Genomic DNA, 25,705 nt, shown 5'->3' on the forward strand with positions numbered 1-25,705 from the left:
AGAAAACCCCGCCGAAGCGGGGCTTTGCAGACTGTTTCCCTGACATCCATTTCACTCCGCCATCCTGGCAGAATCCTACGTGTCCGTGTTGTTGCTTTGCGCTTCCTGCGCGACGTCCATGTGAAGTAGATTAGCTCTGGATCCAATGAGCGGATAGGGGAGAAAAGCAGTACGTCACGTAAGAGAATGCTTACATGACGTTACATTGTCAGAACTGCCCCGCGTCCAGCAGGAACAGCGATTCGCTCCCCGCCTTGACCGACGCACTCAAGGAGTGAATACGCGGCAACAGACGCGCGAAATAGAACCGCGCGGTGCCCAGCTTGCTGGCGTAGAAATCATCCTGCGCTTCTTTGCCAAAAGCCGCCTTCGCCATCAGTGCCCACATATAGGCGTAGGCCACGTAGCCAAAGGCTTGCAGATATTCGACCGAGGCAGCGCCGATTTCATTCGGATTGTTTTTCGCTCGGTCGAGCACCCATGCGGTCAGTTCGTCGAGGGTGGTGACCGCGTCATTCAACGGCTTGGTGAACTCCGTCAGATCGGCGCTGGCCGTTGCGGTGAAATGACGGATCTCGTCGGCGAACAGGTTGTAGAACGCACCGCCGCTGCCGACGATTTTGCGTCCCACCAGGTCCAGTGCCTGAATGCCGTTGGTGCCTTCGTAAATCTGAGTGATGCGCACGTCGCGGACCAGTTGCTCCTGGCCCCATTCACGAATGTAGCCATGGCCGCCGAAAATCTGCTGACCGTGAACCGTGGTTTCCAGACCCAGATCGGTCAGGAACGCCTTGGCCACCGGGGTCAGCAACGCCACCAGGTCTTCCGCGCGTTTGCGGGTGGTGGCGTCTTCGCTGAACTTGGCCGTGTCCAGTTGCATTGCCACGTAGGTGGAGAACGCACGGCCGCCTTCGTTCGAGGCTTTCATGGTCAGCAGCATGCGACGCACATCGGGGTGGACGATGATCGGGTCAGCGACCTTGTCCTTGTTCTGCGCGCCAGTCGGCGAACGGCTTTGCAGGCGGTCGCGGGCGTACTCAACGGCGTTCTGGTACGAGCGCTCGCCGGTGGCCAGGCCCTGGATACCGACGCCAAGACGCTCGTAGTTCATCATGGTGAACATCGCTGCCAGGCCTTTGTTCGGCTCGCCGACCAAATAACCCACGGCTTCGTCGAAGTTCATCACGCACGTCGCGGATGCCTGAATGCCCATCTTGTGTTCGATCGAACCGCAGTTCGCCGGGTTGCGTGCGCCCAGGCTGCCATCGGCATTGACCATGAACTTGGGCACCAGGAACAGCGAAATGCCTTTGGGCCCCGCTGGCGCGTCCGGCAGTTTGGCCAACACCAGGTGAATGATGTTTTCGGTCAGGTCGTGCTCGCCACCGGTGATGAAAATCTTGGTGCCGCTGACTTTGTAGGAACCGTCGGCCTGAGGTTCGGCCTTGGTGCGGATGATGCCCAGGTCCGTCCCGGCGTGAGGCTCGGTCAGGCACATGGAGCCGGCCCAGACGCCAGCGTACATGTTCGGCAGGTACGCGGCTTTCAGTTCGTCGCTGGCGTGCGCGTTGATCGACAGACAGGCGCCGGCGGTCAGCATCGGGTACAGGCCGAACGACAGGCTGGCGGAGTTGACCATTTCTTCGACCTGCGCCGAAACAGCCTTGGGCATGCCCATGCCACCGTAGGCAGGGTCACCGCCAACGCCGACCCAGCCGCCTTCAGCATAAGTCTGATAGGCCTGTGGGAAACCGGCCGGCGTGGTGACCGCACCGTCCGCCCAATGACAACCTTCCTCATCAGCGGCACGGCTCAGGGGCGCGATGCTTTTGCTGGTGACCTTGCCGGCCTCTTCGAGAATGGCTTCGACGGTTTCTGCGTCAACCGTGTCGGCCAGTGCCGGCAACTCTGCCCAAAGTTTGGCGACCTCGAACACTTCATTGAGGACGAAGCGCATATCGCGCAGGGGCGCTTTGTAGTCAGCCATGGCAAACCTCGCAAGATCTATACAGGTGATTCGTAGGAAAAGTGCTTTTGTTGGGTCCGAGTGTACCTCAACAACTTTTACGACACATAGGGTCAACTCGTGACTTAATTGTTATTTTTAGTCATTGGAGATTGATCTGGATGGTTAGCGCCCGGCCGAGGCGCTATCGCAGTAGCCCTTAACCTGCAGCGGCGTCCATGCGCACCGCGCCACGGCGATTCTGTCCGAACGCTATCACGCAATTTCGCCCCGCGCCCTTGGCGTTGTAAAGCGCTTCGTCGGCGGACTTGAGCACCTGTTCCGGCGTGCGTTGCTCCAGCCGCTCGGCGACGCCGATGCTGACAGTAACCGACACACTGGAAGCACCAGACCCGGCCCGACGCTGGCGACCTTGCTGATCGTCTTGCGGGCGGCTGTCCGGATTGCGCAACTGGATGTTGTAGCTCGCAATGGACTCGCGGATCACTTCCAGATGCGGCATGCACTCTTCAAGGGTCTTGCCCGCAAACACCAGGGCAAATTCCTCACCACCATAGCGATACGCCCTGCCGCCGCCGCTGATTTTCGACAGCTTGCTGGCCACCAGGCGCAACACCTGGTCGCCGACATCATGACCATGGGTGTCGTTGAATTTCTTGAAATGGTCGACGTCGCTCATCGCCAGCACGTAATTGCGCCCCAGCCGCTGCATGCGCTCGTTCAAGGCACGACGGCCCGGCAGGCCGGTGAGTTCGTCGCGGAACGCCATTTGATAGGCCTCGTGCGCTACCGCCGCCGCGATCATCAGCATCACCTGGCTGCACATGATGTTCAGGGTGAACGGCAGGATGAAGGTCTTCGGCAGCATCCAGAACAACCCCAGCAGCCCGACCAGTTGCGCGGCGTGCAAAGGCCTCGGGTTGCGCCAGTATTGCCAGGCCAGCAACAGGAACGAGGCAATGAATACCGGGTAGGACAGCTGGATCAGGCTCATCCACGCGCCATGCAGCGCCGGCCAGCGGATCTCCGAGAGCCACATCAGCAACGCCTGTGGGTAACTTTGCTCCAGCCCCAGTGCGACACTGCCAAAGGCCAGCAACACGGCAAAGCGCGCCACCATGTCCTGAAACAGATGCGTGCGCTCCTGCCATGCCGCAAACAAGCCGAACAATAACGGCAACAGCAGGCAACACAGGTGGAAGACCACGGCCGCGTCTTCACGCACCTTGCCGTTGTCACGGTAGTAGTCGGTCTGGGTGTCGAGCAGGAAGTAGGCGATGTACACCGTGACCATCAGAAACAATTCACGCTGACGTCGGTAAACCGCGCAGTAAGCACCGCCAAGCAACAGCACCAGGGTCGGCAGCACGTTGAACAGCGAGGTGAAGAATACGTTGAGTTCTTTGATATAGGCAGCCGCAAGCCCAGCGAGCAACAGCAGTAGTGACGGCAGGAAATGACTGAAGCGTAAAGCAGAAGAACGCGGCAAGGGGTAAGAGCTCCGACCCGGCAGACAAAGATGGCATTGTGCCTGCATTTGCAGCAGTTAAGCACATACAGTGTGACGCGTGTCACATCGCAGCCTCTGTAACGGCAGGAAACGGGGATTTCTTAGCGTTTTAGTGGGGAATATTTATCCCTGCGGCAAGGGGCATTGTTTCAAGCACAAAAAAGCCGCTGCCCCGAAAGAGCAGCGGCTTGTGAAGGTCCCGCCTGAGGCTTAGTAGCCCAGTGCGAAGTCTTCTTCTTTCATGTCCATCAGGTTGTTGGCGCCCGACAGCATGGTGACAACGTGAGTGCGGGTACGCGGCAGGATGCGCTGGAAGTAGAAGCGCGCAGTCTGCAGTTTGGCGGTGTAGAACGCCTCCTCGGTCGTGCCGGCAGCCAGTTTCTCGGCAGCCAGACGCGCCATGTCTGCCCAGAAGTAGGCCAGGCACGCGTAACCGGAGTACATCAGATAATCCACCGACGCCGCGCCGACTTCTTCACGGTCTTTCATGGCGGCCATACCGACCTTCATGGTCAGCTCGCCCCATTCCTTGTTCAGCGCAGCCAAGGGCTCGACGAACTCTTTGACCGCTTCGTTGCCTTCGTTGGTCTGGCAGAACTTGTGGACGATCTTGGTGAAGCCCTTGAGCGCTTCGCCTTGAGTCATCAGCACTTTACGGCCCAGCAGGTCGAGTGCCTGGATACCGGTGGTGCCTTCGTACAGCATCGAAATGCGGCTGTCGCGAACGTTCTGCTCCATGCCCCACTCGGCGATGAAGCCGTGACCGCCGTAGATTTGCACGCCGTGGTTGGCGGATTCGAAACCGACTTCGGTCATGAAGGCCTTGGCGATTGGCGTCATGAACGCCAGCAGTGCATCGGCTTTCTTTTTCTCTTCTTCGTCTACGCCGTACTTGACGATGTCGACCTGCTTGGCAGTGAAGTAAACCATCGCGCGGTTGCCTTCGGCGAACGCTTTCATGGTCAACAGCATGCGACGTACGTCAGGGTGCACGATGATCGGGTCAGCGGCTTTTTCCGGCGCTTTCGGGCCAGTCAGCGAACGCATTTGCAGGCGATCACGCGCATATTTCAGGCCGCCCTGGAAACCGATCTCGGCATGCGCCAGACCTTGCAGCGCAGTGCCCAGACGAGCGGTGTTCATAAAGGTGAACATGCAGTTCAGGCCTTTGTTCGCCGGGCCGATCAGGAAACCGGTAGCGCCGTCGAAGTTCATCACGCAGGTCGCGTTACCGTGGATGCCCATCTTGTGTTCCAGGGAACCACAGGTGACCGCGTTGCGAGCGCCGATCGAACCGTCTGCGTTCGGCATGAACTTGGGCACGATGAACAGCGAAATGCCTTTGGTGCCAGCCGGTGCATCCGGCAGACGCGCCAGCACGATGTGGACGATGTTGTCGGCCATGTCGTGTTCACCGGCCGAGATGAAGATCTTGGTGCCGGAAACCTTGTACGAGCCGTCAGCCTGAGGCTCGGCCTTGGTGCGCAACATGCCCAGGTCGGTGCCGCAGTGCGGTTCGGTCAGGCACATGGTGCCGGTCCATTCGCCGGACACCAGCTTGGTCAGGTAAGCGTCTTGCTGCTCAGGCGTGCCGTGCTCGGAAATGGTGTTCATCGCGCCATGCGACAGCCCTGGGTACATGCCCCACGACCAGTTGGCTTCGCCAACCATTTCGCTGACCGCCAGACCCAGAGACTCCGGCAGGCCCTGGCCGCCGTGTTCCACGTCATGAGCCAGGCTTGGCCAGCCACCTTCAACGAATTGTTTGTAGGCTTCTTTGAAGCCGGTCGGGGTTTTAACGCCGGACTCGCTCCAGGTGCAGCCTTCGGTGTCACCCACGCGGTTCAGCGGCGCCAGCACCTGTTCACAAAACTTGGCGCCTTCTTCGAGAATGGCGTCAACCATGTCCGGAGTTGCGTCTGCGCAAGCCGGGAGGCTCTGATAGTGCGCTTCGTAGCCGAGCAGTTCGTCACGAACGAAGCGAATATCACGCAAGGGGGCCTTGTAGTCAGGCATAGCGATAAACCTCTGCTGATGTAACCGGGAATGAACGACCGCATTGATTTGTTGTGACGGTCAAACAGTTGTTTGAAACATACGTTTACGCCCAAATCTTGTCAAGCGCCGATCTTTTGCCGTTCGTCATCGCGCCGTCCTCTATCCGCCGCGCAGCAGCGCACCGCCTGCTAGAAGAGCAACAGGGTGTGTAGAAAAGATTAGTTGAGGAAGAAGGACTTACGCAGAAAAACGCCGCGAAGAGTCGCGGCGTCAAGGGGGCAAATACAGCGAACGAATCAGGCGTAGGTGTCGATCAGCGTACCCAGCATTTCATCGGAAGCCTTGGCGACTTTCGCGCCCAGTTCCACTTGAAACTTGCCTTGGGTCATCTCGACCGCATTGCTGGCCAGGTCAGATTGCTGACTACGGTCTACCGAGCGCAGACGATCAACCTGAGCATCGGAAGACTGACTCTTTTCCGAACGGTCGATGGTGGTATTGGCGATCTGGCTGGCAGCCTGATCGACACGGTTCTGCCCTGTCTGAATAGTGCTCAGACCGGCATAAAAAGCGGTGTTACCTGAGATTTCCATGGGAGAACTCGTCCTTGCAAAGGATCAACAGCGTTCATTGAAGCAGACGCACACGAAAAACACCCGACAAAAACACTAATGGCACAGTGCCTTGTCATAGGCAAAAACATTAATCCAGCAGATCCAGTTGCAGATGCTCGGCCACTGCCTCGGCGGTCACCGATTTGAGTTTCGGCACGCGGCCCAGGCAAGGCGCGGGTAAACGCTCGGCCAGAGTCGCGAGGTTCTCTTCCAGCCGCGACGTCTTCGGGTCGATGATGTTGGCCACCCAACCCGCCAGCTGCAGGCCATCGCGTGCAATCGCCTCGGCGCTCAGCAGCGCATGATTGATGCAGCCCAGGCGCACCCCCACCACCAGAATCACCGGCAGCCCCAGCGCCATGGCCAGGTCCGACAGGTTGTCCTGGTCCGCCAGCGGCACCCGCCAGCCACCCGCGCCTTCGATCAAGGTGAAGTCCGCGTTCATGTCGAGAACCTGCCGCATCGGCACCAGCAACGACTGCACCGTCAACGCCACACCCGCCTCACGCGCCGCCAGATGCGGGGCGATGGCTGGCTCGAAGGCCACCGGATTGACCTGAGCGTAGGTCAGCGGCAACGAACACTGTGCCAACAACGCCAGCGCATCGGCATTGCGCAAGCCTTTGGGGGTCACCTCGCAGCCGGACGCCACTGGCTTGCCAGCCGCCGTACTCATGCCCGCCGAACGCGCAGCGTGCAGCAGACCCGCGGCGATGGTGGTCTTGCCGACATCGGTATCGGTCCCGGTAATGAAATAGGCTGCACTCATAGAGGTTTCTCCAATACGGCGTAGACAACCTGATAAGTCGCCGGCAGTCCCTGTGCCTGACGAAACCGCTCGTAAGCCTCGATCAGCCCGAGGATCCGCGCCCGCCCCGTCAAACCGCCGGGCCGACCGGGGTTCAGATTGTGCGCACCCAGGGCCTTGAGCTCATGGGTCAAGCTGCGCACGTCCGGGTAATGCAAGACATGAGCAACGTTGTGCAGGCTGACGACATTCAAGCCACTGGCCGCGCACAATTGCCGGTAAGCGGCGAACTCGCGGAAGCGGTTGACGTGCACCAGGCCATCCACCTCACGCCAGCTGTCGCGCAGTTCGTACAACGTGCCTGCACACAGACTAGCAAACGCAAAAACACCACCGGGCTTGAGGGCCCGAAACGCTTCACTGAGTACCGAGGTGAAATCCGCACACCACTGCACCGCCAGGCTGGAAAAGATCAGATCGCAGGTGGCATCGCGCAGCGGCAGGCGCTCAGCATCCCCGGCCATGAAATGCGCAGCACCGCCCAATGGCCGGGCGTGATTGAGCATGCCTTCGGCGATGTCCAGCGCCAGCCCGTCAGCGGCTGGAAACTGCTCGCCCAGCGCACGGCTGAAATAGCCGGTGCCGCAGCCCAGATCGAGCCAGCGCTCAGGCGAAAATGCCGGCGGCAAACGGCTCAGCAATTGGCTGCCAACATCACGCTGCAATTGGGCGACGCTGTCGTAGCTGGCCGCCGCGCGGGAAAAAGAGGCCGCTACCTGGCGCTTGTCGGGCAAGCTGCCGGGCAGGTTGGGAAGGGATAAATCAGTCATCACCAAACTCATGCAAAAAGGCCTGGATCGCCCCCGCCACACCGTGGGGGTCTTCCAGAAGAAACGCGTGGCTGGCCTGTTCGATCAGGCCGATTTCGACATCCGGCAACAACGCCAGCAACTCCCCGGCCGCTTCAGCCGGGACCAGCCCGTCGAGGCCGGCGAGCAGGTGCAACTGTGGTCCCTGAAAACCGCTCAAGGCCCGGCGTGTGTCCAGTTTTCCCAACAGATCCAGGCCCGCAAGCAGTACTGAGGCCGGCGTTTTCGGCGCGCCAGCCAGCAACAGTCGGGCCAGCGCGCGCGGGTCGGCAGAGCCTTGTGCACACAGCAGACTGAAGCGCTTCAACGTCACATCAGGGTTCAATCGGCAGCCGTTGAGGAAGGCATTGAAATCATCCTCGTGCATGGCGTTGGTCCAGCCAGCCCAGGCGACGAAACAGGGATTGCTCGCCAGTGTCAGCAAGCCGCAGCAACGATCGCCGCGCCGCGCCGCCAACTCGCAAGCGAGCATGCCTCCCAGCGACCAGCCGCCGAGCCAGGCGTCCTGAGGCACGATCGAATCCAGCTCATCCAGCCACTCTTCAAGATCGCTCGATTCGAGCTCGGGCAACGGCACGATCTCGACCCGCAGGTGTTCATCCAGGCCTTGCAATGCTGCCGCCAACGGCTCCAGCGGCGACACACCGAGGCCCCAGCCCGGCAGCAGAATCAGTCGATTACGCATGGCTTGGCTCCGGTCCCAGTTGCGCAAAACAATCGGCCAGTCCCTCTAACAATAGCTGCACCTGCGCCTCGCTGTGGGCGGCGGTCAGGGTCACGCGCAAACGTGCGCTGCCAGCGGGCACGGTCGGTGGACGGATCGCCGTCACCATCAGCCCACGCTCACGGAGCATCTGCGACCAGCGAACGGCACGGCCGGCATCACCGATCATGATCGGCTGGATCGGCGTGAAACTGTCCATCAACTCCAGCCCAATCTGCTGCGCGCCATGGCGGAACTGACGGATCAACGTTTTCAGGTGTTCACGGCGCCAGTGCTCGCTGCGCAGCAGTTCGAGGCTTTTCAGCGTTGCGCAGGCCAGCGCAGGTGGTTGGCTGGTGGTGTAAATGTAAGGACGGGCGAACTGGATCAGGCTTTCGATCAACTCTTCGCTGCCGGCCACAAACGCACCTGCCGTACCGAATGCCTTGCCGAGGGTGCCGACCAACACCGGCACATCGTCCTGACTCAAACCAAAATGCTCGACGATCCCGCCACCGTTGGCGCCCAGCGGACCAAAACCGTGGGCGTCATCAACCATCAGCCACGCGCCTTTGGCCTTGGCTTCACGAGCCAGCGCCGGCAGATCGGCGACGTCGCCGTCCATGCTGAACACGCCGTCGGTGACCACCAGGGTATTGCCGGTCGCCTTCTCCAGCCGTTTGGCCAGACTGACCGCATCGTTATGCAGATAGCGATTGAAGCGCGCCCCGGACAGCAAACCGGCATCGAGCAAGGAGGCGTGATTGAGCCGGTCTTCCAGTACCGTATCGCCCTGCCCGACCAATGCGGTCACGGCGCCGAGGTTGGCCATGTAACCGGTGGTGAACAGCAACGCACGAGGGCGGCCGGTCAGGTCGGCCAAGGCTTCTTCCAGTGCGTGATGCGGTCCACTGTGACCGATCACCAGATGCGAGGCCCCGCCACCGACGCCCCAACGGGACGCACCGGCGCGCCAGGCTTCAATCACTTGCGGGTGATTGGCCAGGCCCAGGTAGTCGTTGTTACAGAACGCCAGCAACGGCTGGCCATCGACCACCACTTGCGGGCCTTGCGGGCTTTCGAGCAGTGGGCGTTGGCGATAGAGGTTTTCGGCACGACGGGCAGCAAGGCGTGCGGCGAGATCGAAAGACATGCAGGCCTCGTGGATCAGAATTCGGAAGTGATCGCATTACCTTGTGGGAGCGAGCCGGGTCCGGGCGACGTTGCGACGAAGAGGTCCTCACAGCCAACATCAATGCCGACTGTCAGATCGCTTTCGCGAGCAGGCTCGCTCCCACAGGGTCTTGCATTGCTTCAGCAGGATCAGGAAAGCTTTAAACAGCCGCGTTATAAAACTGCTCGCTGCTCTTCTGCTCCACCAGCGCCTGCTCGATAGCCGCCTGATGCACTTCGTCGGAGTGCCCTTCGCCGGCTTCCGGCAAGATGCCCAGGCGCTCGAACAGTTGCATGTCCTTGTTGGCCTGTGGGTTGGCGGTGGTCAGCAGTTTGTCGCCGTAGAAAATCGAGTTGGCACCGGCAAAGAACGCCAGGGCCTGGGTCTGATCGTTCATTGCTTCACGGCCAGCGGACAGACGCACGTGAGACTGTGGCATCAGGATGCGCGCAACGGCGAGCATGCGGATGAAGTCGAACGGGTCGACGTCCTCGGCATTTTCCAGCGGCGTACCGGCGACTTTCACCAGCAGGTTGATCGGCACCGATTCCGGATGCTCAGGCATGTTGGCCAACTGGATCAGCAGATTGGCACGGTCATCAAGGGACTCACCCATGCCGAGAATACCGCCGGAGCAGATCTTCATCCCCGAATCACGCACATACGCCAGCGTTTGCAGACGTTCGCTGTAAGTACGCGTGGTGATGATGCTGCCGTAGAACTCAGGCGAGGTATCGAGGTTGTGGTTGTAGTAATCAAGGCCGGCCTGGGCCAGGGCTTCGGTCTGGTCCTGATCGAGGCGACCCAGGGTCATGCAGGTTTCCAGGCCCAGGGCCTTTACGCCTTTGACCATTTCCAGCACATAAGGCATGTCTTTGGCCGACGGATGTTTCCACGCCGCGCCCATGCAGAAGCGGGTCGTACCGATGGCCTTGGCGCGAGCAGCCTCTTCGAGGACTTTCTGCACTTCCATCAGCTTTTCTTTTTCCAGGCCGGTGTTGTAGTGACCGGACTGCGGACAATATTTGCAATCTTCCGGGCAGGCGCCCGTCTTGATCGACAGCAGTGTCGAAACCTGGACGCGATTGGCGTCGAAATGCGCGCGGTGCACCGTCTGCGCCTGGAACAGCAGGTCATTGAATGGCTGAACGAAGAGTGCTTTGACTTCGGCCAAAGACCAGTCATGACGCAGGGTTGCAGTGGTGCTGGCGCTCATGGGTGTTTCCTTGTTTATGCTTGGCAGGCGGCTGGGGAATGGAATACCCACAGACGCGACACGGATGTTCGGCATATTTAAGGAAGAGCGATGCGCTGTCAACCACGATACGTAGGACAGGTTTACAACTGGTTAAACAATGATCAACATTGTTTGCTGTGTTCAGAGCCCGCTGAAAACAAAACGCCGATCTGCATGGCTTGCGAAACCGAATTGCCGTGGCTCGGCGATCACTGCCAGACCTGCGCCCTGCCCTTGCCCGCAGCGGGTCTGACGTGCGGCCAATGCCTGCAACAACCCCCGGCTTTCGAGCGCGTGATCGTACCCTGGACGTACAGCTTCCCGGTGGACACACTCATCACCCGCTTCAAACACAATGCGAAGTGGCCGTTTGGCCGCCTGCTCGGCGAACTTCTCGCACAATCGCTGCAACATCGCTTCGATGAAGACCTTGACCGGCCCGATGCACTGGTCCCGGTGCCGCTCGCCGCCAAACGCCTGCGCCAACGCGGCTTCAATCAAGCGGCGATGCTGGCCCGATGGCTAGGTGACAGTCTGTGCGTTCCTTGCGATGAGCAGTTGCTGCTAAGGATTCAGGACACCAGTGCACAACAGGAACTGAATGCCGAGGCTCGAAAGAAAAACCTGCGTCATGCCTTCGCCCTCGAACCAGAGGCCGACGTAAAGGGCCGTCATCTGGCGCTGGTCGATGACGTACTGACCACGGGTGCGACAGCTCACGCCCTGGCACGCCTCTTAATGGACGCCGGCGCCAAACGGGTCGACGTTTATTGTCTGGCCCGCACGCCCAAACCCGGGGACACGGTCTGACAAATGGGCACATCCTCTGTGGGAGCGAGCCTGCTCGCGAATGCGCTGTATCAGAAAGAACATCGGTGACTGTTACACCGCGTTCGCGAGCAAGCTCGCTCCCACAAGGACTGCACTTCAGTTGCTGAGAATCAGGCTGACTTGACTCCCACGCCCCAAGCCGCCAACGTCCCTCCATCGTCACAGCACAAAGCGCCTCGCCATGTCCTTGCCCACCTTGTTGTCCCAACACATTGTCCGTCGTCCGCAGCGCATCGCCCTGCTGCAACACATTGCCGAACAGGGCTCGATCACCCGCGCAGCGAAAAGCGCCGGCCTGAGTTACAAAGCGGCGTGGGACGCCATCGATGAGTTGAACAACCTCGCGCAAAAACCGCTGGTGGAACGCAGCGTCGGCGGCAAGGGCGGTGGCGGCGCCCGGTTGTCCAGCGAAGGTGAGCGGGTGTTGCGCCTCTATCAAAAGCTGCAAGCCTTGCAGGCCCAGGTGCTGGAAGCCGCCGAAGACGCCAGCGACCTCGACCTGCTGGGCCGGCTGATGCTCAGGACCAGTGCCCGCAATCAGTTGCATGGCAAAGTCATGGCGATTGAAACCGTGGGGCGCAATGACCGGATCCAGCTGGGGCTGGCCGAAGGCCTGAGCATCGTCGCGCAAATCACCCACGACAGCACCCTGCGCCTGGAGCTGCAAACCGGCACCGAAGTGGTCGCGCTGATCAAGGCCGGCTGGCTCGATCTGGTGGCCATCGAGCAACCAGCAACACTTGGCAACAATTGCCTGAAGGGCATCATCGAAGAGATTCTCGACGCTGAAGACGGCCCCAGCGAGGTGCGCATCGGCCTGCCAAACGGCCAGACGCTCTGCGCTTTGGCCGAACCGCTGCAATTAAGGACCCGGGGCCTGGCGGTCGACCAACCGGTGCAAGTGCAGTTCTCGCCCTCCAACGTGCTGCTGGGCACACCGCTGTGAAACAAAACGTTCACTGACGCTCATTAAGGTGACTGCAAAAACCCGCAGGGAGCCTGATGTGAGCCTATTAGAAGACAACCAACCCACCGATCTGGAACAAATGGTCGGCCTCAGCCGTCGCGGTTTCATCAGTGCAGGCGCCTTGTGCGGCGCGGCAATGTTCCTCGGTGGCAACCTGCTGAGCCGCAGCGTATTGGCCGCCAGCGTCAGTGCCGGCAACAGCAAATTGCTGGGGTTCAACAGCATCCCGGCGGCCACCAGTGACAGCCTCACCTTGCCACCCGGCTACACGTCTTCGGTCCTCATCAGTTGGGGTCAGCCCCTGCAGAAAAACGGTCCCGCGTTCGATCCCAGTGGCAACGGCACCGCCGCCGCCCAGGAAGTCCAGTTCGGCGACAACAATGACGGCATGAGCCTCTTCGCCTTTCCCGGCGACCACGATCGCGCACTGATGGCGATCAACAATGAATACACCAACTATCGCTATCTCTACCCCCATGGCGGCATGCCGCAATCGGCCGAAGACGTGCGCAAGGCGCTGGCCTGCGAAGGCGTGTCGGTGATCGAAGTGCAGCGCCGGCGTGGGCAGTGGGCGTTCGTACAGGGCTCGCGCTACAACCGGCGCATTCATGGCAATTCGCCAATCAGTCTGAGCGGTCCCGCTGCCGGCCACGACTTGCTGAAAACCAGCGCCGACAAGCGCGGCAAGAAAGTCCTCGGCACCTTTCAGAACTGCGCCAATGGCAAGACGCCGTGGGGCACTTACCTGACCTGCGAAGAGAACTTCACCGATTGCTTCGGCAGCAGCAACGCCGGGCAAACCTTCGACGCCGCACAAAAACGCTACGGTGCCTCCGCCGCCAGCCGCGAGATCAACTGGCATCAACATGACCCGCGCTTCGATCTGGCGAAAAACCCCAACGAACTCAATCGTCACGGCTGGGTGGTGGAAATCGATCCGTTCGACCCGCAATCGACCCCGGTCAAACGCACCGCCCTGGGCCGTTTCAAACATGAAAACGCCGCCCTGGCCGAGACCGATGACGGTCGCGCCGTGGTGTACATGGGCGACGATGAACGCGGCGAGTTCATCTACAAATTCGTCAGCCGCGACAGGATCAACCACCGCAATCCGAAGGCCAACCGTGACCTGCTGGACCATGGCACCTTGTATGTGGCGCGCTTCGACGCCGGCGACGGCAACGCCGATCACCCCAAGGGCCAGGGCCAGTGGATCGAGCTGACCCATGGCAAGAACGGCATCGATGCCAGCAGTGGTTTTGCCGATCAGGCCCAGGTGCTGATTCACGCCCGCCTGGCCGCCAGCGTGGTGAACGCCACACGCATGGACCGCCCGGAATGGATCGTGGTCAGCCCCAAGGACGGCCAGGTCTATTGCACCCTGACCAATAACGCCAAACGCGGCGAGGACGGTCAACCGGTCGGCGGCCCGAACCCACGGGCGAAAAACGTCTACGGGCAAATCCTGCGCTGGCGCACCGAGCGCGACGATCACGGCTCTAAAAGCTTCGCCTGGGACCTGTTTGTGGTGGCCGGCAATCCCGGTGTTCACGCCGGTACGCCGAAGGGCGGCTCGTCGAACATCACTCCGCAGAACATGTTCAACAGCCCGGACGGTCTGGGCTTCGACAAGGCCGGACGGTTGTGGATTCTGACTGACGGCGATTCGAGCAATACCGGTGATTTTGCCGGCATGGGCAATAACCAGATGCTCTGCGCCGACCCGGTGAGCGGTGAAATCCGCCGGTTCATGGTCGGGCCGATAGGCTGTGAAGTGACCGGGATCAGTTTTTCGCCGGATCAGAAGACCCTGTTTGTCGGGATTCAGCATCCGGGGGAGAACGGGGGTTCGACGTTCCCAGAGCATTTACCGAACGGCAAGCCGCGGTCTTCGGTAATGGCGATTACGCGTGAAGATGGCGGGATCGTCGGCGCCTGATCGGGCCCCTTCGCGAGCAGGCTCGCTCCCACAGGTTATGTGTTCACACATCCACTGTGGAAGCGGGCTTGCTCGCGAAAGCGTCAGTCCAAACGCCACTCACCTCAAGGTCAGGCCCTAAAGACGGCCCGTCTGCGCTACCATGCTTGGCCGGACGCGGCAGCCTGCTGCGCGCAGGAGTCAGCATGGCCCACCCGTTTGCAACCCTCACCCCAGACCTCGTGCTCGATGCCGTCGAAAGCATCGGCTTTCTCAGCGACGCACGCATTCTGGCGCTCAACAGCTATGAAAACCGCGTCTATCAAGTCGGCATCGAAGACTCCGAGCCGCTGATCGCCAAGTTCTATCGTCCGCAGCGGTGGACCAACGAAGCGATTCTGGAAGAACACCAGTTCACCTTCGAACTCGCCGAATGCGATGTGCCAGTGGTGGCGCCGATGATTCACAACGGTGCCAGCCTGCATGAGCACGCCGGGTTTCGTTTCACCCTGTTTCCCCGCCGTGGCGGCCGTGCGCCGGAGCCGGGCAATCTTGATCAGCTGTATCGCCTGGGGCAACTGCTGGGTCGCCTGCATGCCGTCGGCGCCACCAAGCCGTTCGAACACCGCGAAGCGTTGGGCGTGAAGAACTTCGGCCATGATTCGCTGAACACTTTGCTCGAAGGCAATTTCGTTCCTAAAAGCCTGCTGCCAGCCTACGAGTCCGTCGCCCGCGACCTGCTCAAGCGCGTGGAAGAAGTCTACAAAGCCACGCCACACCAGAACATCCGCATGCACGGCGATTGCCACCCCGGCAACATGATGTGCCGCGACGAGATGTTCCACATCGTCGATCTGGACGACTGCCGCATGGGGCCCGCGGTGCAGGACATCTGGATGATGCTCGCCGGGGATCGTCAGGAATGCCTGGGACAGTTGTCGGAACTGATGGACGGCTACAACGAATTTCACGACTTCGACCCGCGAGAACTGGCACTCATCGAGCCGCTGCGAGCGCTGCGCCTGATGCACTACAGCGCCTGGCTGGCACGGCGCTGGGATGACCCGGCGTTCCCGCACAGTTTTCCGTGGTTCGGCAGTGAGCGGTATTGGGGCGATCAGGTGCTGGCGTTGCGTGAACAGTTGTCGGCGCTCAATGAAGAGCCGCTGAAGTTGTTCTGAATTGCCCAATTTCCTTGATCCCCAACAAACCCTGTGGGAGCGAGCCTGCTCGCGAAGACGATTTCACATTCAACGTCATTGTTGACTGATCTAGCGCTTTCGCGAGCAGGCTCGCTCCCACATTGGATGTCGGTGTTTCACCAATGCGCTACCCATTCAGGTACGGCATTCGCTGACAAATCTCCTTACAATCCCCTCTTTGTCAGTTGCCCAAGCAAGGATTCTGCATGCAAGCCGCCAACCCGCGTCGCGGGTACATTCTGGGCCTCAGTGCCTACATCATCTGGGGACTGTTCCCCCTCTACTTCAAAGCCATCGCCTCGGTGCCCGCCGTTGAAATCATCATCCACCGGGTGCTTTGGTCTGCGCTGTTCGGCGGCTTGCTGTTGATGGTCTGGAAACACCCGGGCTGGTGGAGTGAGCTGCGCGACAACCCGAAACGGCTGGCTGTCCTGGCCCTGAGCGGCACCTTGATTGCCGCCAACTGGCTGACTTATGTCTGGTCGGTGAACAACGGGCGCATGCTCGAAGCCAGCCTGGGTTACTACATCAACCCACTGGTGAACGTGTTGTTGGGGATGCTGATCCTCGGCGAACGCCTGCGGCGCATGCAGTGGGTCGCGGTGGGGCTGGCGGCGGTCGGCGTGGCGCAACAGGTATGGCAGGTTGGCAGTCTGCCGTGGGTGTCGCTGGTGCTGGCGCTGACCTTCGGTTTCTATGGCTTGATCCGCAAACAGGCACCGGTCAAGGCGTTGCCGGGGCTGGTGGTGGAAACCTGGATGCTGGTGCCGATTGCGATCGCCTGGTTGCTGGTCAATCCCACAGCGGCCAGTGCCCAATCCGAGTTCTGGACCTCGTCCGAAGCCTGGTGGCTGGTCGCCGCTGGGCCAGTGACCCTGATACCGCTGGTATCTTTCAACGCCGCTGCGAGGCATTTGCCCTACACCACATTGGGCTTTCTCCAGTACCTCGCACCGACTCTGGTGTTGCTGCAAGCCGTGCTGCTGTTTGATGAACACCTGTCGTCCAGTACCCTGATGGCCTTCATGTTCATCTGGGCCGGTCTGGCGGTTTACAGCGTCGATGCGTGGATAAATCTGCGCCGCCGCGCCTGATCAAAAAACGTACAAACCTCTACAAGCCACGCACTTCGTGGCTTGTATCGATCCTTCCCAAGGTTATCCACAGCGTGATCCCCGCCATTTGTGCGCAACTTGTTGAAACTGATGGTTTTTTGATCAGAACCTGAAGAGGCCCGGCGGCCGTGGGCTGGCGGGCTGTCTCTACAGGTTATCCACAGGCAGGTGCACGTTTAATCTGGATAACCTGTCAGGGATCGCTGCGCAGCACCAACTCGACCATCAAATCATCGGCCAGGGTTTCCAGTCGCGACTGCAACACATCCAGTGACAAGGTCAGCGGCACCGCGAGAATCGCTTCGGCATGGAACAACGGCTCGCTGCTCATGGGTGCCGGACGCACTTCAGTCACCAGGCGTTCCAGGTTCACGCCCTGCTCACTCAGCAGACGAGTGATGTCGCGCACGATCCCCGGCCGGTCGTTGCCTACCAGCTCCATGGCGATCGGCTTCCAGGTACAGGACTGCTCGATCCCGCTCTCGGCGATCAACACCCGAATGCCCTGTGCCGACAATGCTTGTAAGGCATCGACTAATTCGTCGTAAGTTTCGGCTGGCACACCCACCCGAAGAATCCCGGCGAACTGCCCGGCCATGCGCGACATCCGACTCTCCAGCCAGTTGCCGCCGTGTTCGGCAATGCATTGGGCGATGCGCTCGACCTGGCCCGGTTTGTCAGGCGCAAAGACGGTGAGTACGAGATGGTCCATGGCGCAGCCCTCTTGTCATGACTTTTGTTATGGAAGGGCAAGTATAGGCAAGGGTTGGGGCTGGCCTGGATTCAATGCTGACTGGATTGGCGCCTTCGCGAGCAGGCTCGCTCCCACAGGGATGGCGCATGACCTTGTGGGAGTGAGCCTGCTCGCGAATGGGAGCGCCACCGATTCGACTGAAACCACAAATCGTGTACAACTTTTTATATTTAACTGGAACAATCCAATAGTTTTTTGAGAACATCCCGTGCCCCGACGTGACTGCAATGCGTCATGGGGTCGCAGAACGACGTAATTAGTCTGATTTTCACAAGCGCAATTCATCATGTAGTATGCCGCAGCGCGCACTACATAACGTTGGATCGATGTCTGCCACCGGCACAATCGCAACCCTGAAAGCCCCGTCAGCAAGGCCTCCAAGCCGTTGATTGGACCGAACCCAGCCGCCCGCAAGGGCATGTACTGGCGGACGGGTTTGTGGTTTAAATGGCCAGAGGCTTCATTGTCAAAATTGAAGAGCTGAAAAGCGAAATAGCTGAGCAGAGTGAGGCAAGCAATGACTGAACACGTTCAAGTCGGTGGCCTGCAGGTCGCCAAAGTCCTGTTCGACTTCGTGAACAACGAAGCCATTCCCGGAACCGGCCTCACCGCCGATCAGTTCTGGGCCGGTGCCGACAAGGTCATTCATGACCTGGCGCCGAAGAACAAAGCCCTACTCGCCAAACGCGATGATTTCCAGGCGCGTATCGATGGCTGGCACCAGTCCCGTGCCGGTCAGGCGCACGATGCCGTGGCCTACAAAGCCTTCTTGCAAGACATCGGTTATCTGCTGCCAGAAGCGGCCGATTTCCAGGCAACGACGCAAAACGTCGATGACGAAATCGCCCGCATGGCCGGCCCGCAACTCGTCGTGCCGGTCATGAACGCCCGCTTCGCCCTCAATGCCTCGAACGCCCGCTGGGGTTCGCTGTACGACGCGCTCTACGGCACCGACGCGATCAGCGAAGCGGGCGGCGCGGAAAAAGGCAAAGGCTACAACAAGGTTCGCGGCGACAAGGTCATTGCCTTCGCCCGCGCCTTCCTCGACGAAGCCGTGCCATTGGCAGCCGGCTCTCACGTCGATTCCATCGGCTACAAGATCGTTGACGGCAAACTCGTTGTCGCCCTCAAAGGTGGCAGCAACAGCGGCCTGCGCAACGATGCGCAACTGATCGGTTTCCACGGCGACACTGTGGCACCAACCGCGATCCTGCTGAAGAACAACGGCCTGCATTTCGAAATCCAGATCGATGCCAGCACCCCGGTCGGCCAGACCGACGCTGCCGGCGTCAAAGACATCCTGATGGAAGCAGCGCTGACCACCATCATGGACTGCGAAGACTCGGTTGCCGCCGTCGATGCCGACGACAAGGTGGTGATCTACCGCAACTGGCTTGGTCTGATGAAGGGCGATCTGTCAGAAGAAGTTTCCAAGGGCGGCCAGACATTTACCCGCACCATGAACGCCGACCGCACCTACACCGGCGTCGATGGCAAGGAACTCAGCCTGCACGGTCGTTCGCTGTTGTTCGTGCGCAACGTCGGTCACCTGATGACCATCGACGCGATTCTCGATAAAGACGGCAACGAAGTACCGGAAGGCATTCTCGACGGTCTGCTGACCTGCCTTGCAGCGATCCATAGCCTCAACGGCAATAACTCGCGCAAGAACAGCCGCACCGGTTCGATCTACATCGTCAAACCGAAGATGCACGGCCCGCAAGAAGCAGCGTTCACCAACGAGCTGTTCGGCCGCATCGAAGAGGTGCTGAACCTGCCACGCAACACGCTGAAAGTCGGGATCATGGACGAGGAGCGCCGTACCACGGTCAACCTCAAGGCCTGCATCAAGGCGGCCAGCGAGCGCGTGGTATTCATCAACACCGGCTTCCTCGACCGCACGGGCGATGAGATTCACACCTCCATGGAAGCCGGCGCGATGGTGCGCAAGGCCGACATGAAGGCTGAAAAGTGGATCGGCGCCTACGAGAACTGGAACGTCGATATCGGTCTGAGCACCGGCCTGCAAGGTCGCGCGCAGATCGGTAAAGGCATGTGGGCCATGCCTGACCTGATGGCAGCGATGCTCGAACAGAAAATCGCTCACCCGCTGGCCGGCGCCAACACCGCCTGGGTGCCGTCGCCGACTGCGGCTGCGTTGCACGCGCTGCATTATCACAAGGTCGACGTGTTCGCTCGTCAGGCCGAACTGGCCAAACGTGCTCGCGCCTCGGTGGACGACATCCTGACCATCCCGCTGGCCGTCAACCCGAACTGGACGCCAGAGCAGATCAAGAACGAACTGGACAACAACGCCCAGGGCATTCTCGGTTATGTGGTGCGCTGGATCGACCAGGGCGTGGGGTGCTCGAAAGTACCGGACATCAATGACGTCGGCCTGATGGAAGACCGTGCGACGCTGCGTATTTCCAGCCAGCACATCGCCAACTGGCTGCGCCACGGCATCGTTACCGAAGCGCAAGTGATGGAAAGCCTCAAGCGCATGGCGCCGGTGGTTGACCGTCAGAACGCCAACGACTCGCTGTATCGCCCGCTGGCACCGAACTTCGACAGCAACATCGCCTTCCAGGCGGCGGTCGAACTGGTGATCGAAGGCTCCCGACAGCCGAACGGCTATACCGAGCCGGTGCTGCACCGTCGTCGTCGCGAGTTCAAGGCTGCCAATGGCCTGTAACTGATCGCTGATGCCGGACACGAAAAAGCCCTGATCTTGCGATCAGGGCTTTTTTTTGTTTGCGAATGCAGTCCCCCTTTGAAAGCGAGCCTGCTCGCGAAGAGGCAGGCGCGCGCCTGACAGGCCTGAGTTATGGCTCCATTCCCAATTCCCGCTTTACCAGCCCCAGCAACTTGATCGTATCAACAGGCTTGAGCAGAAAATCCACCACGCTCAGGTGCATGGCCGCAATCGCGTCTTTCACGTCGGCATCGCCGGACACAATGATGATCGGCAGTGCCGCCCGCACCGACTCGCGTACCTGGCGGATCAGCTCCAGCCCACCTACATGCCCCATCCGCAAGTCAGTAATGACCAGGCCAATGGAAGGTTTTGTCTCCAGCATCTTGAGCGCTGTCTCGCCACTGGCCGCTGTCATGCAGTGCACACCGTCCAGCGCGAGAATCTCGGACAACAGTTCGCGGGCGTCTTTGTCGTCATCGACGATCAATACCCGTTGCGGTGGCAAATCGGGTTCCTGCATGACGGCACTGAGCGCCTCGCGCTCGGCGTCGCTCAAAATATCGTGGTCGGACATGGTTTTCTCTACGATTTCAATTCAATCCCCTAGCACAGTGGTCAGACATCGCTAAGCAGACCTTCAATGTGCACTTCGTCGGATATTTTTCCAAGGGGGCAAATGAGGGAATTTCCGACTGGATGTGTAAGGCATCTCTGAAACATCACCAAACACACCCCCGACCTAGACTTACGTCCAATGGGCACCCCGGCCGCGGGGGTCGACCATGGCTGAAACGACCCGACCACAACAATTCAAAAAAGACTGCGGTAATGTCATGAGTAAAGCAGACGCCTTCACCCAGGCAGGGAAAACGGCGGTGTTGCAGAACATCCAGGGCACCTTGCAATTTCTCCAACGCTTCCCGCCCTTCAATCAAATGGAACACGCGCACCTGGCGTTTCTGGTTGAGCAATGCCAACTGCGTTTTTATGCGCCCGGCGAGAGCATCATCAAACCTGCCGACGGCCCGGTGGAACACTTCTACATCGTCAAACAGGGCCGGGTGGTGGGCGAACGTGCGCACGCGGCCAAGGGCGGCACTGAAACCGTGTTCGAAATCACTACCGGCGAGTGCTTCCCCCTCGCTGCGCTGCTGGGTGAACGGGCAACCCGCACCGAACACCTGGCTGGCGAAGACACCTTCTGTCTGCAACTGAACAAACCGGCCTTCATCCGCCTGTTTTCGCTGTCGGACATTTTCCGTAACTTCGCCCTGCGCTGCGTCAGCAGTCTGCTGGATCAGGTCAATCAGCAGGTCCAGCAAAAAGCCGTGGAAACGCTCGGCACCCAATACTCGCTGAATACCCGCCTGGGCGAACTGGCCATGCGCCATCCGGTGACGTGCAGCCCGCTCACACCGATGCGCGAGGCGGTGACGCTGATGCACGAGCAACAGGTCGGCAGCATCGTGATCGTGGACGAGCAAAAAGCACCGCTGGGGATTTTCACCCTGCGCGATCTGCGCCAGGTCGTGGCCAACGGCAGCAGCGACTTCAACGAAGCCATCGAACGGCACATGACCCACGCGCCATTTTTCCTGACGCCGGACCACAGCGCGTTCGACGCCGCGATTGCCATGACCGAACGCCACATCGCCCACGTCTGCCTGGTGAAGGAACAGCGGCTGTGCGGCGTGGTCTCGGAACGCGATCTGTTTTCCCTGCAACGGGTGGATCTGGTTCATCTGGCCCGCACCATTCGCAGCGCGCAGAAGCTGGAAAACCTGATTGCGATTCGCGGCGAAATCGGCCAACTGGTGGAGCGCATGTTGGCCCACGGAGCCTCATCGACGCAGATCACCCACATCATCACCCTGCTCAACGATCACACGGTTTGCCGCGTGATCGAACTGACCCTCGCCGAGAAAGGCGATCCCGGTGTGCCGTTCAGCTGGCTGTGTTTTGGCAGCGAAGGCCGCCGCGAGCAGACGCTGCATACCGATCAGGACAACGGCATCCTGTTCGAGGCCCGAGATGCGGCCCAGGCCGCCGAGATTCGCGGCAAGTTGCTGCCCATCGCCCAGCAGATCAACCAGAGCCTGGCGCTGTGCGGCTTCAGCCTGTGCAAAGGCAATATCATGGCCGGCAACCCCGAGCTGTGTTTGTCCCGGGCCGAATGGGCGCGCCGATTTGCGGCGTTTATCCGCGAAGCAACGCCGGAGAACCTGCTGGCTTCGAGCATCTATTTTGACCTGCGCGTCGTATGGGGTGACGAGCAAGGCTGCGCGCAACTGCGCCAGGGGATTCTGGCGCAGATCGGCGACAACCGCCTGTTCCAGCGCATGATGGCGGACAACGCCCTGCGCAACCGACCACCGGTGGGGCGTTTTCGTGAGTTTGTGCTGGCGCGTAAAAACGGTGAGAAAGCCACTCTCGATCTCAAGGTGCAAGGGCTGACCCCCTTCGTCGATGGCGCCCGCTTGCTGGCGCTGGCCAACGGCATCGACGTCAACAATACCCAGGAGCGCTTCCGCCAACTGGTGGCCAAAGAGGTCATCGAACGGCTGGATGGCGCCGCGTACGAAGAGGCGTATCACTTCATCCAGCAAACCCGCATGCAGCAACATCAGTTGCAGACCCGGCACAACCTGCCCTACTCCAACCGCGTCGATCCCGACAGCCTCAACCATCTGGACCGGCGCATCCTGCGTGAATCCCTGCGCCAGGCTCAGCGTCTGCAAAACAGCCTGACGTTGCGGTATCAGCTATGAGCCTGTTTTCCTGGCTGCGCCCGACCACACCGGTGCTGGGGGCTGAACAGCAACTGCGATTGCAACGCTTGCCCGTCGTGACCGAACTCAATGAGTGCAGCCTGCGTGAACAACGTTGGGTGGTGCTGGACCTGGAGACCACCGGGCTGAACCTGAACAAGGATCGGGTGCTGTCTATCGGCGCCGTCGTCATCGAAGACGGCGCAATCGATTTCAGCCAGCAGTTCGAACGCACGCTGCAATGCACCGACCTGAAACTGGCGCCGAGTGTGTTGATTCACGGGCTGGGCCCGAGTGCGATTGCTGCCGGCAGCGACCCGGTGCAGGCGCTGCTGGAGTTCATGGAGTTTGTCGGCGACAGCCCGCTGCTGGCGTTTCATGCGCCGTTCGATCAACACATGCTGGGGCGGGCCCTGAAAGATCACCTGGGCTTCAAGTTGCAGCATGCCTTTCTCGATGTCGCGGCCATGGCACCGCTGCTGTGCCCGCAAGCCAGCCTGCGCGAGGCCGGGCTGGACGACTGGATCAACTGGTTCAAGCTCGAAGTGTTCGAACGCCACAACGCCAGTGCCGACGCCCTGGCCACGGCGGAGCTGGCGCTGATCCTGTTCAGCCGGGCGCGGCAACAGCAGATTCATAGCCCGTTGTATTTGCAGCAGCGGTTGAGCCAGTGGAAACGGCGGCAACAGGCGCCTTCTTTCTAAGTACCTGCAAAGACTCAAATGACCCGAGGCCTGCTGTGGCGCGGCACTTGTCCTATTGCCCATCAGCCAAGCGAGATTCCTGTGGGGTATGTACACCCACATTCACCCGACCAACGCCAATTGCTTACCCTCCCTGCCTCTGTCACAATCGCGAACAATTCTCGTTAACCTGTGTCTGTTGACGTTTGGTGGCGGCCACGTTGTACGCCAAATGAGTTGCGTCGCGGGCGCCACCAAACGTCAACAGACACGATACTTCCCAAACGGTGATGCCGCGTGTCGTCAGTCCCAAGCCCCCACAGTGAGCTCGTTGGTGCGTTGTATCGCGACCATCGCAGTTGGCTATTGGCCTGGCTGCGGCGCAACGTGGCCTGCCCGCAACGGGCCGAAGATCTGAGCCAGGACACCTTCGTGCGGCTGCTGGGCCGGGATGAATTCAAGGAACCGCGCGAGCCCCGGGCGTTTCTGGTGGCGATCGCCAAGGGCCTGCTGTTCGACTATTTCCGCCGCGCTGCGCTGGAACAGGCCTACCTCAGCGAGTTGATGCTGATCCCCGAAGGCGAACAACCGTCGGTGGAAGAGCAGCAACTGATCCTCGAAGACCTCAAGGCCATCGACCGCCTGCTCGGCAAACTGTCGAGCAAAGCCCGTGCTGCTTTCCTCTATAACCGCCTCGACGGCCTCGGCCATGCCGAAATCGCCGAACGTCTGGGCGTGTCGGTGCCGCGTGTACGCCAGTATCTGGCTCAAGGCATTCGCCAGTGCTACATCGCGTTGTACGGTGAGCCGGTATGAGCCCCGTCAGTTCCAAACCGGTGTCGGCGCAGGTACTGGACGCGGCGATTGCCTGGCAACTGTCCCTGGATTCCAGCAGCCCGGTGGAACGCGAAGAGTTCGCCAAATGGCACGCCGCCCACGAAGAACACGCCCGTGCCTGGCGTCAGTTGGGCATGCTCGACCAGCGTTTCAGCGTGGCCAGCGGCCCGGCGCGCACCGCGTTGCTGCAATCGCGAGAAAGCATTCGCCGTCGCGTACGCAAGCTCGGCAGCGGCGTGGCCAGCGTGGTCGCGGTGATCGGTTTGGCACTGTTTGCCGGCGAGCATTATCTGCCCGTCGACTACTGGCTGGCCGACCAGCGCACCGCCACTGGCGAGCAGCGCACCTTGAGGCTGACCGACGGCACGCTGATCAACCTCAACACCCACAGCGCCGTGGATGTGCGGTTCGACGAGAAACAACGACGGATCGTCTTGCAGGAAGGGGAAATCCTCGTCGAGACCGGGCATGGCGATGCCCGGCCTTTTATCGTCGAGACCCGCGAAGGCAGCATGCGTGCGCTGGGGACAACGTTTCTGGTCAGGCGTGAAGCCGACGGCACACGTTTGAGCGTATTGAAATCGGCGGTGGCGGCCCATCCGCACGCTAGCCAGGAAGAGCAGATTCTGCGCGAAGGCCAGCAGGTGCTGATGCGCGACAATGGCCTGGGCACCATCGTCGCCCTCAATCCGGGCGCCGACGCCTGGACCCGCGGCATGCTGGTGATGGAAAACGCACGGCTGGCAGACCTGGTGCACGAACTGGGTCGCTACCGTCGTGGGCATCTGGGCGTCGCGCCTGAAGTCGCCGAATTGCGCATCACCGGCAGCTTTCCACTCAATGACACCGACAAGGCGCTGAGCGCCCTGCTGCCGACCTTGCCGGTGCAGATTGAACAGCACACGGCGTGGTGGGTGACGGTGGCCAAGGCTGATAACAAACGCTGAGGTTTATAGCGCCAGATAAGCCGCCTTCGCGGGCAAGCCGCTCCCACAGGGGATCTCCAGTGGACACCTGATTTATGAACACCTGGGATCCAATGTGGGAGCGGGCTTGCCCGCGAAGAGGCCATCAGTTACACAGAGGCTGAGCAGTCTGAACCCCATTCCCCTG

21 protein-coding genes are annotated in these 25,705 nt (G+C 60.4%); 10 read left to right on the forward strand and 11 right to left on the reverse strand.

Annotated elements, in window-relative coordinates; all coding sequences use genetic code 11:
- Positions 1-208: 208 nt before the first annotated feature.
- The 9 genes from POF45_RS13220 to bioB form a co-directional block, all read right to left on the reverse strand.
- The gene (locus POF45_RS13220; protein ID WP_259497132.1) at positions 209-1,987 is read right to left on the reverse strand and encodes an acyl-CoA dehydrogenase C-terminal domain-containing protein; all 1,779 of its coding nucleotides are present in this window, start codon (positions 1,985-1,987) and stop codon (positions 209-211) included.
- Between the two features lie 178 nt (positions 1,988-2,165).
- Positions 2,166-3,455 carry a GGDEF domain-containing protein gene (locus tag POF45_RS13225; protein WP_259497133.1) on the reverse strand — a complete coding sequence of 430 codons (1,290 nt, stop codon included), beginning with the start codon at positions 3,453-3,455 and terminating at the stop codon, positions 2,166-2,168.
- A 231-nt stretch (positions 3,456-3,686) separates the two neighbouring features.
- Positions 3,687-5,492: a phenylacyl-CoA dehydrogenase gene (locus POF45_RS13230; RefSeq protein WP_282315825.1), complete on the reverse strand. Its 1,806-nt coding sequence runs from the start codon at positions 5,490-5,492 to the stop codon at positions 3,687-3,689.
- 278 nt (positions 5,493-5,770) lie between these two features.
- Entirely contained in the window at positions 5,771-6,067 is a 297-nt protein-coding gene (locus tag POF45_RS13235; RefSeq protein ID WP_259497135.1) for a pyrroloquinoline quinone biosynthesis protein PqqE, read from the reverse strand.
- Positions 6,068-6,176: 109 nt separating this feature from the next.
- On the reverse strand, positions 6,177-6,857 hold the full coding sequence (gene bioD, locus POF45_RS13240; protein ID WP_259497136.1) for a dethiobiotin synthase: 681 nt from the start codon (positions 6,855-6,857) through the stop codon (positions 6,177-6,179).
- The gene (gene bioC, locus POF45_RS13245) at positions 6,854-7,666 is read right to left on the reverse strand and encodes a malonyl-ACP O-methyltransferase BioC (protein WP_282315826.1); all 813 of its coding nucleotides are present in this window, start codon (positions 7,664-7,666) and stop codon (positions 6,854-6,856) included. The genes bioD and bioC overlap by 4 nt, the downstream gene beginning before the upstream one ends.
- Complete coding sequence (locus POF45_RS13250; RefSeq protein WP_259497138.1) at positions 7,659-8,390, reverse strand: alpha/beta fold hydrolase; 732 nt, start codon at positions 8,388-8,390, stop codon at positions 7,659-7,661. Before POF45_RS13250 ends, bioC begins: the two co-directional genes overlap by 8 nt.
- Positions 8,383-9,561 (reverse strand): 8-amino-7-oxononanoate synthase, encoded by a 1,179-nt coding sequence (bioF, locus tag POF45_RS13255; protein WP_282315827.1) that lies wholly within the window; start codon positions 9,559-9,561, stop codon positions 8,383-8,385. The genes POF45_RS13250 and bioF overlap by 8 nt, the downstream gene beginning before the upstream one ends.
- A gap of 181 nt (positions 9,562-9,742) precedes the next feature.
- Positions 9,743-10,798 (reverse strand): biotin synthase BioB, encoded by a 1,056-nt coding sequence (gene bioB, locus POF45_RS13260; protein ID WP_259497140.1) that lies wholly within the window; start codon positions 10,796-10,798, stop codon positions 9,743-9,745.
- Between the two features lie 90 nt (positions 10,799-10,888).
- Between bioB and POF45_RS13265 the strand changes: the two genes are divergently transcribed.
- The 5 genes from POF45_RS13265 (at position 10,889) to rarD (ending at position 16,831) form a co-directional block, all read left to right on the forward strand.
- Positions 10,889-11,629, forward strand: coding sequence for a ComF family protein (locus POF45_RS13265; RefSeq protein ID WP_282315828.1), 741 nt, complete (start codon positions 10,889-10,891; stop codon positions 11,627-11,629).
- 202 nt (positions 11,630-11,831) lie between these two features.
- A complete protein-coding gene (locus POF45_RS13270) occupies positions 11,832-12,596 on the forward strand; it encodes a TOBE domain-containing protein (RefSeq protein WP_259497142.1) in 765 nt (254 codons plus the stop codon).
- Between the two features lie 58 nt (positions 12,597-12,654).
- Positions 12,655-14,556, forward strand: a complete 1,902-nt coding sequence (locus POF45_RS13275; protein WP_282315829.1) for a PhoX family protein — start codon at positions 12,655-12,657, stop codon at positions 14,554-14,556.
- A gap of 185 nt (positions 14,557-14,741) precedes the next feature.
- On the forward strand, positions 14,742-15,716 hold the full coding sequence (locus POF45_RS13280; protein ID WP_054616850.1) for a serine/threonine protein kinase: 975 nt from the start codon (positions 14,742-14,744) through the stop codon (positions 15,714-15,716).
- A 227-nt stretch (positions 15,717-15,943) separates the two neighbouring features.
- Positions 15,944-16,831, forward strand: a complete 888-nt coding sequence (gene rarD, locus POF45_RS13285) for an EamA family transporter RarD (RefSeq protein ID WP_259497144.1) — start codon at positions 15,944-15,946, stop codon at positions 16,829-16,831.
- Between the two features lie 214 nt (positions 16,832-17,045).
- On the opposite strand, the gene POF45_RS13290 is transcribed toward rarD, so the two are convergent.
- On the reverse strand, positions 17,046-17,564 hold the full coding sequence (locus POF45_RS13290) for a glycine cleavage system transcriptional repressor (RefSeq protein ID WP_259497145.1): 519 nt from the start codon (positions 17,562-17,564) through the stop codon (positions 17,046-17,048).
- Between the two features lie 559 nt (positions 17,565-18,123).
- On the opposite strand from POF45_RS13290, the gene POF45_RS13295 reads away from it, so the two are divergent.
- Positions 18,124-20,301 carry a malate synthase G gene (locus tag POF45_RS13295; protein WP_282315830.1) on the forward strand — a complete coding sequence of 726 codons (2,178 nt, stop codon included), beginning with the start codon at positions 18,124-18,126 and terminating at the stop codon, positions 20,299-20,301.
- 130 nt (positions 20,302-20,431) lie between these two features.
- Here POF45_RS13295 and POF45_RS13300 read toward each other — a convergent pair whose 3' ends face one another.
- On the reverse strand, positions 20,432-20,878 hold the full coding sequence (locus POF45_RS13300) for a response regulator (RefSeq protein ID WP_259497147.1): 447 nt from the start codon (positions 20,876-20,878) through the stop codon (positions 20,432-20,434).
- 259 nt (positions 20,879-21,137) lie between these two features.
- On the opposite strand from POF45_RS13300, the gene POF45_RS13305 reads away from it, so the two are divergent.
- From POF45_RS13305 to POF45_RS13320, 4 genes are all read left to right on the forward strand, one after another.
- Positions 21,138-23,072, forward strand: coding sequence for a DUF294 nucleotidyltransferase-like domain-containing protein (locus tag POF45_RS13305; protein ID WP_282315831.1), 1,935 nt, complete (start codon positions 21,138-21,140; stop codon positions 23,070-23,072).
- Positions 23,069-23,776: a 3'-5' exonuclease gene (locus POF45_RS13310; protein ID WP_282315832.1), complete on the forward strand. Its 708-nt coding sequence runs from the start codon at positions 23,069-23,071 to the stop codon at positions 23,774-23,776. Before POF45_RS13305 ends, POF45_RS13310 begins: the two co-directional genes overlap by 4 nt.
- 276 nt (positions 23,777-24,052) lie before the next feature.
- Positions 24,053-24,571 carry an RNA polymerase sigma factor gene (locus POF45_RS13315; protein WP_259497150.1) on the forward strand — a complete coding sequence of 173 codons (519 nt, stop codon included), beginning with the start codon at positions 24,053-24,055 and terminating at the stop codon, positions 24,569-24,571.
- Positions 24,568-25,539, forward strand: a complete 972-nt coding sequence (locus tag POF45_RS13320; protein ID WP_259497151.1) for a FecR domain-containing protein — start codon at positions 24,568-24,570, stop codon at positions 25,537-25,539. The genes POF45_RS13315 and POF45_RS13320 overlap by 4 nt, the downstream gene beginning before the upstream one ends.
- Positions 25,540-25,705 lie beyond the last annotated feature (166 nt).

It is taken from the genome of Pseudomonas fungipugnans (assembly GCF_029955235.1).
Taxonomy (GTDB): Bacteria; Pseudomonadota; Gammaproteobacteria; order Pseudomonadales; family Pseudomonadaceae; genus Aquipseudomonas; species Aquipseudomonas fungipugnans.

Coding starts and splice junctions, on each gene's coding strand:
- bioD (WP_259497136.1), bottom strand. CDS start 6,857: ATGAGTGCAGCCTATTTCATTACCGGGACCGATACCGATGTCGGCAAG.
- POF45_RS13300 (WP_259497147.1), bottom strand. CDS start 20,878: ATGTCCGACCACGATATTTTGAGCGACGCCGAGCGCGAGGCGCTCAGT.
- bioB (WP_259497140.1), bottom strand. CDS start 10,798: ATGAGCGCCAGCACCACTGCAACCCTGCGTCATGACTGGTCTTTGGCC.
- POF45_RS13220 (WP_259497132.1), bottom strand. CDS start 1,987: ATGGCTGACTACAAAGCGCCCCTGCGCGATATGCGCTTCGTCCTCAAT.
- POF45_RS13310 (WP_282315832.1), top strand. CDS start 23,069: ATGAGCCTGTTTTCCTGGCTGCGCCCGACCACACCGGTGCTGGGGGCT.
- rarD (WP_259497144.1), top strand. CDS start 15,944: ATGCAAGCCGCCAACCCGCGTCGCGGGTACATTCTGGGCCTCAGTGCC.
- bioF (WP_282315827.1), bottom strand. CDS start 9,561: ATGTCTTTCGATCTCGCCGCACGCCTTGCTGCCCGTCGTGCCGAAAAC.
- bioC (WP_282315826.1), bottom strand. CDS start 7,666: ATGACTGATTTATCCCTTCCCAACCTGCCCGGCAGCTTGCCCGACAAG.
- POF45_RS13265 (WP_282315828.1), top strand. CDS start 10,889: ATGCGCTGTCAACCACGATACGTAGGACAGGTTTACAACTGGTTAAAC.
- POF45_RS13280 (WP_054616850.1), top strand. CDS start 14,742: ATGGCCCACCCGTTTGCAACCCTCACCCCAGACCTCGTGCTCGATGCC.
- POF45_RS13235 (WP_259497135.1), bottom strand. CDS start 6,067: ATGGAAATCTCAGGTAACACCGCTTTTTATGCCGGTCTGAGCACTATT.
- POF45_RS13305 (WP_282315831.1), top strand. CDS start 21,138: ATGAGTAAAGCAGACGCCTTCACCCAGGCAGGGAAAACGGCGGTGTTG.
- POF45_RS13320 (WP_259497151.1), top strand. CDS start 24,568: ATGAGCCCCGTCAGTTCCAAACCGGTGTCGGCGCAGGTACTGGACGCG.
- POF45_RS13295 (WP_282315830.1), top strand. CDS start 18,124: ATGACTGAACACGTTCAAGTCGGTGGCCTGCAGGTCGCCAAAGTCCTG.
- POF45_RS13250 (WP_259497138.1), bottom strand. CDS start 8,390: ATGCGTAATCGACTGATTCTGCTGCCGGGCTGGGGCCTCGGTGTGTCG.
- POF45_RS13270 (WP_259497142.1), top strand. CDS start 11,832: ATGTCCTTGCCCACCTTGTTGTCCCAACACATTGTCCGTCGTCCGCAG.
- POF45_RS13230 (WP_282315825.1), bottom strand. CDS start 5,492: ATGCCTGACTACAAGGCCCCCTTGCGTGATATTCGCTTCGTTCGTGAC.
- POF45_RS13290 (WP_259497145.1), bottom strand. CDS start 17,564: ATGGACCATCTCGTACTCACCGTCTTTGCGCCTGACAAACCGGGCCAG.